This window comes from Streptomyces sp. NPDC006691 (assembly GCF_042869955.1).
Classification (GTDB): domain Bacteria; phylum Actinomycetota; class Actinomycetes; order Streptomycetales; family Streptomycetaceae; genus Streptomyces.
Map to the genome: position 1 here is coordinate 286,958 of NZ_JBIAGW010000006.1, position 12,033 is coordinate 298,990.

The window sequence follows — 12,033 nt, forward strand, 5'->3', positions numbered from 1 at the left end:
GTGTGGAATGAACATATCCAGACGCGCCGGCGCCGCCGCACTGTGTGTGGCGGCCGCTGCCGCGGCGCTGTCCGTGCCGCCGGCCTTCGCGGCCCAGGGCTCCGACGCCCCCGCGCGACCGTCACACGCCCCGGCACGGTCGGAGGTGGCCAGGTCCGAACTGGCCGCCCTGCCCGCCGTGCCCAACACGGCCTACGGACTTGACCCGGCGGCCGGGCAGGTCGTCCTCACCGTCAGCGACGCGGCGCATGGCCCGGACCTGGAACGACTGCTCGCGAAGGCGACCGCCCTCGGCAGTACGGTCCGCGTCGAGCACACCAGGGGCAGGATGGTGCAGCAGAGCACCACGCACACCGGCGACAAGCTCCAGGTGGTCGGAAATACCGGCAGTTGGTGCTCGATCGGCTTCAACGTCACGGACGGGCAGAACAATTACGTGCTGACGGCCGGCCACTGCAAGGCCGCCAACGGATGGCAGACGCCCGCGGGCGACTTCATCGGCAAGACCGTGAAGGTCGGTCCGAACGGCACCGACGCGAGCCTCGTGACCAACGCCCTGACCCCCGACACCACCACGTTCACCAAGGTCGGCACGGCACGGGTCGGCGAGAGCGTGTGCAAGAACGGGGCGACCTCCGGCACCACCTGCGGCACCGTCAACGCGGTCGACCAGACTGTCACTTACGACAACGGTGTGGTGGTCAACCACCTGATCCAGACCGGTAACCTCACCCAGTCCGGCGACAGCGGCGGCGGCCTGTACGACGGCTCGACGGCGCTCGGCGTGGTGAGCGGCGGCAGTGACACCGTGAGCAGCTTCTACCCGGTCACCAACGCGCTGAGCGACCTGGGTGTGCGGCTCGCCACCGGCGGCGCGCCCGGCGGCGCCGTGACCGTGACCAACCCCGGTGACCAGACAGGCACGGTCGCGAGCCCCGCCCGCCTCCAGATGGCCGCCACGGACACCACCTCCGGCGCCACCCTGACCTACACCGCGACAGGGCTTCCGGCCGGCCTCACCATCGACTCCGCCACCGGTCTGATCTCCGGCACCCCCACGGCGGCCGGCACCTACCAGGTCACGGTCACGGCCACCGACCAGTCGAAGGCCGCAGGCAGCGCGTCCTTCGGATGGACGGTGAACCCGGCGGGCGGCAGTGGCACGGTCACCGTCAACAGCCCCGGAAACCAGTCGAGTTGGGTCGGGTACTGGATCTTCTCCTTCACCATTCGGGCGAAGGCCAGTGACGGCGGCGCCGTGACCTTCGGCGCCACCGGACTGCCCGCGGGCGTGAGCATCGACGCGAAGACCGGCCTGGTCTCCGGCACGCCGACCGCCAGGGGCACGACCGCGGTCACCGTGACCGCGACCGAGGCCAACGGCACGCGCGGCAGCACGTCCTTCCAGTGGACCGTGACCTGAGCGCAGCGCGCGGCGGCGGCCCGAGTTGCCGCCCCACGTCATCGAGAGGATTCCAACCTCCGCAGGGCGGGCCCGAGTTCGGTCCGTGACCGGACGGCGAGCTTGCGGTAGATGCGGCTCAGCATGGCCTCGACCGTCTTCACCGACAGGTGGAGGCGGTTCGCGGCTTCCTGGTTGGTCGCCCCCTCGGCCACGATCGCCGCGAGTCCGGCCTCCGCGTCGGTCAGCGGGCCGGCGACGGGGGCGGCCGGAGTGCTCAGGAGAGCGACCCAGGGGTGGGCGTGGATGCGGGCGAAGAGCGCGTGGGCACGGTGCGCCGCCTCCCGTGCGGCGGCCTGCCGACGCCGTCCGCGTTCGAGGCGGGCCAGGTGGAGGAGAGTGCGACCCTCCTCCAACTGGAGCCCCAGGGCCCGGAATTGGACGAGCGAGGTGTCCAGCAGGGCACGGGCCGGTTCCGGTTCGCCGGTCCGGTCGCGGTACGTGGCCTCGGCCCTGGCCAGCGCCGCGCCCGCGCCGGTGCTGAGCGCCGAGGAGCCCATGGCCCGCCGTACCCGTGCCAGCAGGGTCCGGGCCTCGTCCATGCGTCCCAGAGCCACCAGTGTCTCGATCAGCTCGGGCTGCCAGCGCAGTGCCGTCGCGTCGCGCACCTGTTGTTCCGCTTCCAGAGCGGCCACCTCGCGCAGGGCCTCGGCCGCCTGGTGCGGACGCCCGGTGATCAGGCGTACGGTCCCCAGTGCGAACAGGTTGCGCGAGGTGAAGACCAGATCGCGCTCCTCCCGCGAGACGCGCACGCCCCGCGCGGCGTGTGCGGCGGCCTCGGCGAAGCTTCCCCCGGCGCTCTGGACGAGGGCCGCCGTGTAGGAGGCCGGCCCCGGTGACAGGCCCGCTCCGGCGCACTGGCTCAGGGCCCGTTCGCTCCACTCCAGTGCCTGTACGCACGCCCCCGAGCGCGCGTCGACCTCGGCCAGACTGCGCAGCACCTCTTGCAGGTCCTCCGCGTCGCCGGTGCGCTCGGCGAGCGGCAGCAGCCGCAGCAGCTCCTCGCGGGCGAAGCCGAGCCGGTCGTCGAACACGGCGTGCCGCGCGGCCAGGTACTGCGGGCTGTTGCGGATGCCGACCCGCTCGGCGGGCACCGCGAGGGCGAGCGCGGTGGCCAGGGTCCGGGTGGAGCCGGGGTGCCCGGTGATCCGCTCCATGCGGGCCCGCATGGCGAGGGCCGCGGCTTCGAGCGCGAGGTCGCCCCCGTCGCGGGCCATCCGCACCGCACGGTCGGCGGCCGCGCGGGCGCTGCCCGGCAGTCCGTCGCACAGGTTCGTCCGTACGGCGACCCGGAGCTGGACGGCCGCGAGGAGTGCGGGGTCGTCGCCCGCCCGTTCACGGGCCCGCGCGATGATGTCGTCCAGTTCTGCCATGGCCTGACCGCCCGCGTCGATCACCGCGAGGAGCGCCCCGACCTGTTCCACCCGGCCCGCCCCGGCTGCTCGCACCGCGTCGGCGACCCGCACGGCCAGATCGAAGCTGCCGCTCGCCGCCGCGTGCGAGGCGGCAGCCGCGAGGCGGCGCATGCGGTCCCCGCGATGCTCGGCGGGGGTGCGGTCGGCGGACAGGAGCAGGAGCTCCGCGGCCAGCGCCCGCTCGCCGCGCGAACCGGCCTGCCGCGCCGCCCGCTCTCCCGATTCCGCGAGTGCGCGGTCGAAGGCGTCCGAGGCCAGGAGACGGTGGCGGACGGCGTACACCGGGTCGTCCGCCGCTGCGGCCAGTGCCCGATGAGCGGCGGCCGAGCCGGAACGCGTCATGCTGTGCGCGGCCGCGTGCCGCAGCGCCGGCGCTGCGAACTCGACGACGCCCGTCGGTCCGATCCGTACGATCCCGGCGTTGCGCGCATCGGCGAGCTGTCGCTCGGTGGCATCCGCGCATCCGGCCCGTCGCAGCAGGGCGGGGGTCGGGCGGTGCGCCAGGGCGGCGGTCAGAAGTGTCGCCCGTGTCCGGGGGCCCACGGTGCCCAGCCATACGTCGGCGGCGGCACCCACCGTGTCCGGCACCGTTGGTGCGACGCGGCCCCGGGGATCCGGCCGGTGACGCAGCTGCCCGATGACCATCGCCCGCACCAACGCCGGGTTGCCCCCGGTGTACCGATGGACCTTCAAGGCCCAACCATGCGGCAGACCATGGGAGTTGAGAACGTCCGCCACGTCGTCGACGGTGAGCGGTTCGAGCGGCAGCCGTATCGCGTGATCGCCGCACAGCCGGCCCGCGAGCGACGTCTCGTGACAGCCGCGCTCGGCGACGACCACTCTCAACCGTTCGGCAGCCGGGGCACGCAGGGCGTGCCCGAGCGCCTCGGCACCCGCCGCGTCGAGCCACAGCGCGTCGTCGATCAGCAGGAGCGGAGGACCGTCCCGCGTCAGGGAGGCGAAGAGGTCCGTCAGGGCGAGACGAACCGCGAGCGGGTCCCCGGCCACGCCCCGCGGCCCGGCACGTCCGATGGCGGCGGCGAGGGCTCCGCGCTTGTCTTCCACCACGGCTTCGGCCATCGCCCGCGGCCGGACGACGAACAGGGTGGCGAGCGCGGCATACGCGAGATCCTGGTCCCCGGGGGCGGCGGCCATCCGCAGCACCGGCACACCGTCCTCGACGGCTCGCCGGGCCAGCTCCGAGAGCACCACGGACTTTCCCGACCCCCAGGGGCCGTGGACCACCAACCGTCCACCGGAGCCGAGCAGGTGCTCGGCCCGATCGGCAGGCCGCGCCCCGGCCGCCCTCGCATCTGCCGCCCTCGGACCTGTGCCGAGCATGGGGCTGGCGCCGCGGTCCGAGGTCATGGCGTCACCGTAGGGCGCGTCCGCGGCGCCAACAAGCGTCGTGCCGCGACCTCGTCACGCTCCTCCGCGCCCCGCCGGGCGGTTCACGCGGTCGAGTGCCGCTGCCCGCCGGTCGTCATGTCGTGGCGCCGGACAGGGCGAAGGCCAGGAGTGCCGTCGAGCCGAAGTCGTCGGCGGGCTCGACCGTCTGCCAGGCTCCCACCCGGTCGACGTACCGGGCGCCCTTGCCGTCGAACCGCTTCCACTCGGCGTCGCCCGCCGCACACGGGCGCGTCGATTCCAGGGTCTCGTCGCCGGAGAGCTTCTTGGCCCCGTTGGGCCCGTTGACGACCGCGCCCCGCAACAGCGCGCCCCGGCCGGTGGGACTGCCCGCCAAGTTGGCCACCTGATGGGCCGGGCAGTGCGGGAACACCTCGCCGGTGCCGATCATGAAGCTCGTCCCCCAGGCGTTGGCGCCGAGCGCCCAGCCCCGCTGCTGCCCGGCGAAGGCGTCGAAGCGGTGGTCGCCGGTGGCCTTGGCGTAGAGGGCGGCCGTGGCCACGAGGCCGAAGGTGTGCGGCACGGCGTCGAAGTCCGTGTAGACCGCTCCGGCGCGGAAGGGGTCCTTCGCGGCACGGCGTTCGCCGTCGGCGAGCTGCCTTCGCAGGTCGGCGGCGACCGCGTCCGAGGGGCCCAGGCGCAGCAGGTCCGCGTGGGCGAGCGCGCTCACGTCGGAGACGTCGAGTGTGCCGGGACTGCCAAAGGACAGGTAGGCGCGCGCCCATTTGCCGGCCTGCGTGTGCCACTCCTCGGCCCTGTCGTCTCCCAACCGCTGTGCGGCCAGCGCGAGTTCGACGGCGCCGAACTCCATGTCGTCCTGCCAGGAGTCCTCGCTGTAGAAGGCGTGCGGGAAGGTGGTCACCAGTCGGTGGGGGCTGTGCGTGTCGGCCTGGCCGTAGACGGCGACGGCCTTGCCCAGCCACTGCCGGGCGCCGGCCGGATCATGGGCCGCGTCGATCTGTGCGGCCAGCGCGAAGGCGGCGGCGACCCGGCCGGCCAGGTTCGGGCTGATGGGCGCGCCGGGCTGGTTGGCGCGGAAGACGGGCCGGAGTGCGACCAGTTGGTCCGCGTCACCGTCCTGCGCCTGCCGGGCGTCGTCCGCCTCCGGCAGGCGCCACACGTCGTGGTCGCCGTGCAGCTTCTTGTCGCCGGCGCCCAGGCCGACCTGCGCGTAGAGCGTTCGGGTGCGGCCGTCCCACATCTTGTCGAGCCAGGACAGGCCGTGCCGGGCCTCCGCCGCGAGCCCGGGGGTGTCGGGCAACGCCCTTTGCGCGAGAAGCAGTTCGTCCGTGGCGTAGGACGCGGTGTGGGTGAACTTGAGGTAGTCCCCCGCGTCGAACCACCCTCCCGACACATCGACGGATTGCCCTGTCCTCCGCAGCGGGGCAGTCAGCCGGGTGCCGTCGTCGTTGTAGTGGGGCGTGGCGTACACCTGCGCCGAGCGGTCCGCGAGGTGGGAGGGTTTGCGGCCGAGTTCGCCCGGAACGATGTCGGCGCCGTCGCGCTGCGCCTGGAAGAAGCGGACGTTGTCGGCCGCCAGGTTCTTCATGAGCTCGCCCGCCGGCGCCACGGTGAACCGGGGCGAGACGGCGTCGGCGGTGCCGGTCAGGCGCAGCCGGTAGGTGCCGGGCTTGGTGAGGGCGGACAGGTCGAGGGGCCGCACGGTGTCGTACGCCCGGTTCCAGGATCCCGTACGGGGGCCGGGAGCGCCGTCGAGTACGGCCCGCCCGGCCTCGTCGACCACCTCGAAGTGCGCCCCGGCCAGCTTGTCCCGCGGCCCCATCGCGAAGGCGGCCTTGGGCTCTTGGCCGGCATAGCCGCCCTGGTCGACCCTGATGGCGACGGGTCCCGGCCCGTCGTCGTGCTCGGGCAGCGCGTACCAGGCGGCTCCTCCCGCGCCGAGGCAGAGCACGAGGGCGAGGACGAGAACGCGGGGGCGTGGCAGGCGCGGAGACATCGGGGGCTGGCTGCTGCCTTCTCTTGGCCGGCGGACACACGAGGGTCTGCCGCACGGGTTCTTGACTGGCGGACGGGTTCTTGGCCGGCGGACGAAGTCTCGACCGGCGGACCTGGTCTTGGCTGCCGGGCGGGCGCTCCGCCGACGGGCCGGCTTCCGCACCCGCGGCGGACACCGCCAGCCTACGGGCGCCCCTGACGCGTGACTCCGCCGCCCCGTGCGCCGGCGGACGACCGCGGCCGGTGCGGGCACCGGCCTCGATGCCCGCACCGGCCCCCGCGGCCCTCGGCTAGCCGAAGGTGAAGGCGTAGCCCTCCACTCCCGGGGCCACGCGGAGTTCGAGGTTCGCCCGGGCGGGCTTGTCGTCGTTGACGAGGGCGTACAGGGAGGGCGCGCCGTGCACCTGTACGGTCTTGGTGACCTTGCCGTTGACGAGTACCGTCACCGGCCCGTCGCCACCCAGGACCAGGTTGACGTTCCTGGCCCGGTAGGTGAAGGCGAGGCGCGCGTTCTCACCGGCGGTGAAGTGGTCGTATCCCGCCGTCCACGTACCGTCCAGGGAGAGGCTGTTGAGCGGGATGGTGGCCGGGAAGCGGTAGGTGGCCGGCCTGTCGTCGACGAGCGCGGTTCCGACGTAGCCCTGGATGCGCAGATTGCTCAGATACGTCTCCGGGGTGCGGTCCGCGGTCAGGACGTCGGCCTTCTGGCCGGTCTTGGGCGGCAGTTGCACCTTCGGGTCGGCCTGCTTCAGGAGCGTGCGGATCAGGTTCTCGGTCTGGTCGTACTGCCCCTCGCCGAACTTGAAGTAGCGGACCGTTCCGTCGGCGTCGATGAGGTACTTGGCGGGCCAGAAGCGGTTGCGGTAGTTGTCCCAGGTGGTCAGCTTGTTGTCGAGGGCGACCGGGTAGGTCACGCCGAGCTTCCTGGCCTGGCTCGCGACGTTGCCCGGGTCCTTCTCGAAGGGGAACTCCGGTGAGTGCACGCCGATCACTTCGAGCCCGTACGCCTTGTACGCGGCGTTCCACGCCTCGATGTGCGGCAGGCTGCGCTGGCAGTTGATGCAGGAGTAGGTCCAGAAGTCGATGAGTACGACCTTGCCGCGCTGGGCCGCGAGGTCGATGGGCGCTCCGCCGGGGGTGTTGAGCCATTTGGCGATGCCGTCGATGGCGGGAGCCTTGCCGCAGGAGCGCAGTTGGCCGATGCCGTCCTCGCAGCGGGACAGCTCCTTGTTGGAGTTGTCGTAGAGCCCGGACAGCTGCTGGCGGGCCGTGTCGCTGTCCTCGACCTTCTTCTGCGCCGCCGATGTGTAGTCGGGCAGGGCACGCTGGACGGCGTCCGTGACGTTGAACGCCAGGGCGAACGCGAGGGCGACCATCAGCACACCGGCGACCATGCGGAATGCGCGGGCCCGGGTGCGGAAGGCCGCGACGCGCTCGGCCACGCGTCGTCCCGCGAGCGCGAAGGCGAGCAGCGGGATCGCCGTGCCGACGGCGAACGAGACCGTCAGCTCGACGATCTCACCGCTGATCCGCCCTCGCGCTCCGGCCACCGTGATCGCCGCCAGGACGGGCCCGGCACACGGCACGTACAGGAGTCCGAGTCCGAGGCCGAGGACGAACGCGCTGCCGCCCTTGTTGACCTGCCGCTGCGGGAGGCGGGCGAACGGCTTCTCCAGGAGCCGCTCGATGGGCGGGAAGATGAGCCCGAACCCGATCAGCACCAGCAGGCCCAGGCCGACATAACGCAGGATGTCCTGCGGCAGCCCGAGGGCCGAGAGCAGGGTGACGCCGAGCAGCGTGAAGAAGCTGAAGCTGAGCACCAGGCCCGCGACCACCGCGTAGGGCCGCCGGTTGCGCGTGCGCCGGGGAGCCGCTTCGGGGTCGGCCACGAGCGTGCTCGTGGCCCCGGTGGCACCTTGTGCCGGCTCCTCGGCCTTCCCCTCGCCCGGGCGGGGCCCGGTGTCCGCCGCGGGGCCGCCCGCCAGGAACACCACGGGCAGGACCGGCAGGATGCACGGTGACACCGCGGTGATCAGCCCGCCCAGGAGTCCGATCAGGATCAGTACCAACATGGCGGCCCGCTCTCGGGAAACGAAGGCCGGCTGTCGCGACCTCCTGCCCCCTTGATTCGTCACCGTGCCGCCGCCGGATTGCCCCGGGGGTCACCGTGGCGGGATGCCCCGGGGGTCACCGTGGCGGGATGCCCCGGGATCACCGTCGCCGGCTCCGCACCGGGCCGCGCTCTCACGGCGACGTCCCCCAGGCCCGGTTCGGGGCGCTGGGGGACGTGGGGGTGTGGAGCCGCACGCGATGTGCGGCGGCTCGGCTCCTACTTGCCGGACATGCCGGGCATGCCGGGCATGCCGGGCATCAGCACGCTGTCGATGATGTAGACGGTGGCATTCGCCGTCGGCACGTTGCCGCAGACGACGGAGGCACTGGCGTTGACCTTGTACGAGGTGCCGGAGCCCGTGGTCTTCAGGGTGCTCCCCTCAAGGGTCTTGAAACTGCCCTTCGCCAGCTGGTCGGGGGTGACCTTCTGGCCCACCACGTGGTAGGTGAGGATCTTGGTCAGCATGGCCTTGTCGTTCAGCACCTTGTCCAGCTGAGCCTTCGGGATCTTGTTGAAGGCGTCGTTGGTGGGCGCGAAGACGGTGATGTTCTTCGCGTTGTTCAGGGTGTCCACCAGACCGGCCTTCTTCACCGCGGTGACGAGAGTGGACAGGGCCGGGTTGTGGGAGGCGGCCGTCGCGACCGGGTCCTTGGCCATACCGGCGAAACTGCCCGCACCGCCCTTGGGCACACCCGCACAGGCCGTCCCGAAGGGGCCTGGAGTGCTGTCGGCGAACGCCGCCGGGGCGAGGGCGATGAGCGAGGCAGGGAGTACGACGGCGGCAGCACCCGCGAGCACTGTGCGCCGAATACGGCTGGTGTCCATGGTTCCTCCTTGGCCAAGGCGCGGAAGCGACCGGACGAGCGGACGGATCCTGGCTTCCCCGCGACTGTCTGCCGCGTGCCCGAGGGACGTGACCGGGCGGAGAGAAGCCCACGCCATACCCATGATTCGAGGCCCGGGCACATGCGGATTGCCGCTTTCGCCCGATTTATTCTACCTGTCAGTAGACATTTACCCGCCAGGAGACATTCAGCAGACATTGGGGAGTATCAGGTATCAAGCGACACCCCCTTGCCCTCCCGGGAGCCGTTGCGGTCCGGAGATCGGCCCGGTGGGGCGTCGTCCGTCTCAGCGTGGCCTCAAGTGGCCCTGCCGGGGCGGTAGTTCGAGCATGTCCAGCACGGCGGCCGCGGTGGTGCGATGCCATGCGCGGCCGCCTCGCACCATGGCGTGACCGCCGCTGGGCATGCTGATGGCCTCGGTCGTCGCGCCGGCCCGACCCGCTCGGTCGAGGAACGCCCACGACTGCCGGGCCGAAGTCACCCGGTCGCTCTCGTCGTGCAGCACCACGACCCGCCGGTGGGCGAGGTGGGCCACCGGCTCGCCGGGCGGGCACCAGGGGGCCAGGGCCACCACGCCTCGCACCTGAGGATGTCCGGCGACGAGCAGTGCGGCCCGCCCGCCCATGGAGTGCCCGACCAGGACCACGGGGACGTCGTCGCCCACCGTGCGGCCCACCTCCGCCAAGGCCTCGCGCGCGTCCCGGGCGGCGTCGCCACGGGCCCCGTTCCACCCGCGGTAGCGATAGCGCACCTCCCCCACGAGCACACGGTGGGCGCGGCTCGCCCCGGCGATCTGCGAGCTGAAGGGGCGCATGCGGGCGGCGGGGAGGTTGAGGCGTGGCGGCGGGGTCAGCGCTTCCGAGCGCCCGCCGTGCAGGACCAGGACGACCGCCTCGGGCGCCGCGCCGGAGCCGGAAAGCAGCCGGGCGAGGGCCCTCGGTGACTTCCTCCAGACCACCCTTCCCGCGGCACCTCCCCTCGGCGCGAGCGGGTCGGTGTCCATGGGCGGTACGTGGCTCATCGGGCAGGGCTGCCTCTCTGCTGCGGGGCGTACAGATGGTCGCGGTGGGGCCCCTCGCAGGTCCCTTCGCAGGGGATTGGTCGTGCGGGCCGCTCGCGCGGGCTGATCGCCCGTCCAGGCGGCCAGCAGCGCGCGTGGGGGCTGCTCCACGGGGGCCCGACGGTACTGCACGTGGGGAGTACTGCACGCGCGGTCAATGCGCTGCGGCGCCGAACTCGGCGTGCTGGCTGCGATGGGTGTAGTCCTCGTCCTCGGGGGGCGGCGGTGCGGGAAAGCCGGCCTGTCGGGCGGCGGCCTTCGCCTGCGCCATTAGAGCCTCGAACTCCTGGTCCGTCATCACCTTCACCCCGGAACACAATCGGTCACCTGTGGTTCGTCGCCGACCGGCTCGGAGATTGGCCGGATCACGCGCGGCTCGGTGTCGAATGAATGCGACGGCAGCGATGAGATACGCGGCCGGGCGCGGTCCACCTATCAGAGCGGTCCCTACCTAGGGGCTGTACAGGCCCGCCGTACCCCGCCGTGACTCCGGAGGAACCCATGACCGATCAGGCACTGCCGCCCGTCGTCGATGCCGAGACCTGGCAGCGTCGGCTCGACGAGCTGCGCGTACAGGAGAAGGCCGCCACCCGGCAGCTCGACGCCATCGCCGCCCAGCGTCGCGCTCTGCCGATGGTGGAGATGCCCGACTACACCCTCGAAGGGGAGGAGGGACCGGTGCGCCTCGCGGACGTCTTCGACGGCAGGCCCCAGCTGATCGTCTACAACCACATGTGGTTCTCCGGCAAGAAGTGGCAGTGCTCGGGCTGTACGGGGTTCACCTCGCAGTTCACCCGCCTGGAGTTCCTGGCCGCCTACGACGCCCGGTTCGTCATCGTCACCCAGGGGCCGATCGACGAGGCCCTCGCGTACAAGCGCCGGGTCGGCAACAAGATGGCCTGGTACTCCACGGCGAACAGCCCGTTCGGCGCGGACGTCGGCGCTCCGCCCGGCGGGGGCTTCGCGGTCAACGTCTTCCTGCGCGACGGGGACACCGTCTACCGCACCTGGCACACCACCGGCCGCGGCGTCGAGCAGCTAGGCCACACGTTTTCCCTCATCGATGCGCTTCCCTACGGCCGCCAGGAGGAGTGGCAGGACTCCCCCGACGGCTGGCCCCAGTCGCCCACCTACAGCAAGTGGGCCGGTTCCGAGGACATCGCGGCGGCCTACGGTCCGGGCGCGCCCGGCGACTGAGGCCGCGGTCGCGGGCCCCGCCGCGGTGCGGCGGGGCTCCCTCCTCCGGTGTGGGCCCGCGGTTACCGTCGTCGCCATGACTGACGATTCGCTGCGCTCCCTCACCATCGAGCGATCCGGCTCCGGCCGGTTCACCGCGACCAACGCCCGCGAAGGCACGCTGGAATTCGGCACCGGCTCGGGTACCGACTTCACACCGGTCGAGCTCTTCCTTGCGGCGATCGGCGGCTGCACCGCGGCCGACGTCGAGGTCGCCACGAGCCGTCACGCCGATCCGGCGACGTTCACCGTCACGGTCAAGGGCAACAAGGTCGAGGACGAGGACGGCAACCGGATGTCGGACCTCGACGTCACCTTCTCCGTCACCTTCCCGGAAGGGCCGTCCGGGGATCGCGCCCGGGCGATCCTCCCCCGCGCCGTGAAGACCTCGCACGACCGCCTGTGCACCGTCAGCCGCACGATCGAGGCGGGCACACCGGTCAGCGCGACCGTCTCCGACACGGACGACTGAGCCCGACACGTCAAGGCGGCGGCCACGGACCCTCAACGGGGCCTCTCCATAGGGAAATTGGAGCTCG

At 72.3% G+C, this 12,033-nt stretch carries 9 protein-coding genes; 3 read left to right on the forward strand and 6 right to left on the reverse strand.

Features of this window, described 5'->3' with window-relative positions; all coding sequences use genetic code 11:
• Positions 1 to 7: 7 nt before the first annotated feature.
• Positions 8 to 1,423: a putative Ig domain-containing protein gene (locus ACFYNP_RS16855; protein WP_388786135.1), complete on the forward strand. Its 1,416-nt coding sequence runs from the start codon at positions 8 to 10 to the stop codon at positions 1,421 to 1,423.
• 38 nt (positions 1,424 to 1,461) lie between these two features.
• Here the strand turns inward: ACFYNP_RS16855 and ACFYNP_RS16860 are convergent, their stop codons facing one another.
• From ACFYNP_RS16860 to ACFYNP_RS16885, 6 genes are all read right to left on the reverse strand, one after another.
• Entirely contained in the window at positions 1,462 to 4,245 is a 2,784-nt protein-coding gene (locus ACFYNP_RS16860; RefSeq protein WP_388786137.1) for an AAA family ATPase, read from the reverse strand.
• 115 nt (positions 4,246 to 4,360) lie between these two features.
• Complete coding sequence (locus ACFYNP_RS16865; protein ID WP_388786139.1) at positions 4,361 to 6,241, reverse strand: glycoside hydrolase family 9 protein; 1,881 nt, start codon at positions 6,239 to 6,241, stop codon at positions 4,361 to 4,363.
• A 289-nt stretch (positions 6,242 to 6,530) separates the two neighbouring features.
• On the reverse strand, positions 6,531 to 8,312 hold the full coding sequence (locus tag ACFYNP_RS16870) for a cytochrome c biogenesis protein CcdA (RefSeq protein WP_388786140.1): 1,782 nt from the start codon (positions 8,310 to 8,312) through the stop codon (positions 6,531 to 6,533).
• 257 nt (positions 8,313 to 8,569) lie between these two features.
• Entirely contained in the window at positions 8,570 to 9,178 is a 609-nt protein-coding gene (locus tag ACFYNP_RS16875; RefSeq protein WP_388786142.1) for a fasciclin domain-containing protein, read from the reverse strand.
• Between the two features lie 306 nt (positions 9,179 to 9,484).
• Entirely contained in the window at positions 9,485 to 10,219 is a 735-nt protein-coding gene (locus tag ACFYNP_RS16880; protein ID WP_388786144.1) for a dienelactone hydrolase family protein, read from the reverse strand.
• Positions 10,220 to 10,412: 193 nt separating this feature from the next.
• Complete coding sequence (locus ACFYNP_RS16885; RefSeq protein WP_388786146.1) at positions 10,413 to 10,556, reverse strand: hypothetical protein; 144 nt, start codon at positions 10,554 to 10,556, stop codon at positions 10,413 to 10,415.
• A 203-nt stretch (positions 10,557 to 10,759) separates the two neighbouring features.
• Between ACFYNP_RS16885 and ACFYNP_RS16890 the strand changes: the two genes are divergently transcribed.
• Together ACFYNP_RS16890 and ACFYNP_RS16895 are read left to right on the forward strand one after the other, a co-directional pair.
• The gene (locus ACFYNP_RS16890) at positions 10,760 to 11,455 is read left to right on the forward strand and encodes a DUF899 domain-containing protein (RefSeq protein ID WP_388786148.1); all 696 of its coding nucleotides are present in this window, start codon (positions 10,760 to 10,762) and stop codon (positions 11,453 to 11,455) included.
• Between the two features lie 76 nt (positions 11,456 to 11,531).
• Positions 11,532 to 11,966, forward strand: a complete 435-nt coding sequence (locus tag ACFYNP_RS16895) for an OsmC family protein (RefSeq protein WP_388786150.1) — start codon at positions 11,532 to 11,534, stop codon at positions 11,964 to 11,966.
• Positions 11,967 to 12,033: the final 67 nt, after the last annotated feature.

What these genes read in the sequence shown, in the direction of transcription:
- ACFYNP_RS16855 (WP_388786135.1), top strand. Translation starts at nt 8, where the DNA reads ATGAACATATCCAGACGCGCCGGCGCCGCCGCACTGTGTGTGGCGGCC.
- ACFYNP_RS16860 (WP_388786137.1), bottom strand. Translation starts at nt 4,245, where the DNA reads ATGACCTCGGACCGCGGCGCCAGCCCCATGCTCGGCACAGGTCCGAGG.
- ACFYNP_RS16865 (WP_388786139.1), bottom strand. Translation starts at nt 6,241, where the DNA reads ATGTCTCCGCGCCTGCCACGCCCCCGCGTTCTCGTCCTCGCCCTCGTG.
- ACFYNP_RS16870 (WP_388786140.1), bottom strand. Translation starts at nt 8,312, where the DNA reads ATGTTGGTACTGATCCTGATCGGACTCCTGGGCGGGCTGATCACCGCG.
- ACFYNP_RS16875 (WP_388786142.1), bottom strand. Translation starts at nt 9,178, where the DNA reads ATGGACACCAGCCGTATTCGGCGCACAGTGCTCGCGGGTGCTGCCGCC.
- ACFYNP_RS16880 (WP_388786144.1), bottom strand. Translation starts at nt 10,219, where the DNA reads ATGAGCCACGTACCGCCCATGGACACCGACCCGCTCGCGCCGAGGGGA.
- ACFYNP_RS16885 (WP_388786146.1), bottom strand. Translation starts at nt 10,556, where the DNA reads ATGACGGACCAGGAGTTCGAGGCTCTAATGGCGCAGGCGAAGGCCGCC.
- ACFYNP_RS16890 (WP_388786148.1), top strand. Translation starts at nt 10,760, where the DNA reads ATGACCGATCAGGCACTGCCGCCCGTCGTCGATGCCGAGACCTGGCAG.
- ACFYNP_RS16895 (WP_388786150.1), top strand. Translation starts at nt 11,532, where the DNA reads ATGACTGACGATTCGCTGCGCTCCCTCACCATCGAGCGATCCGGCTCC.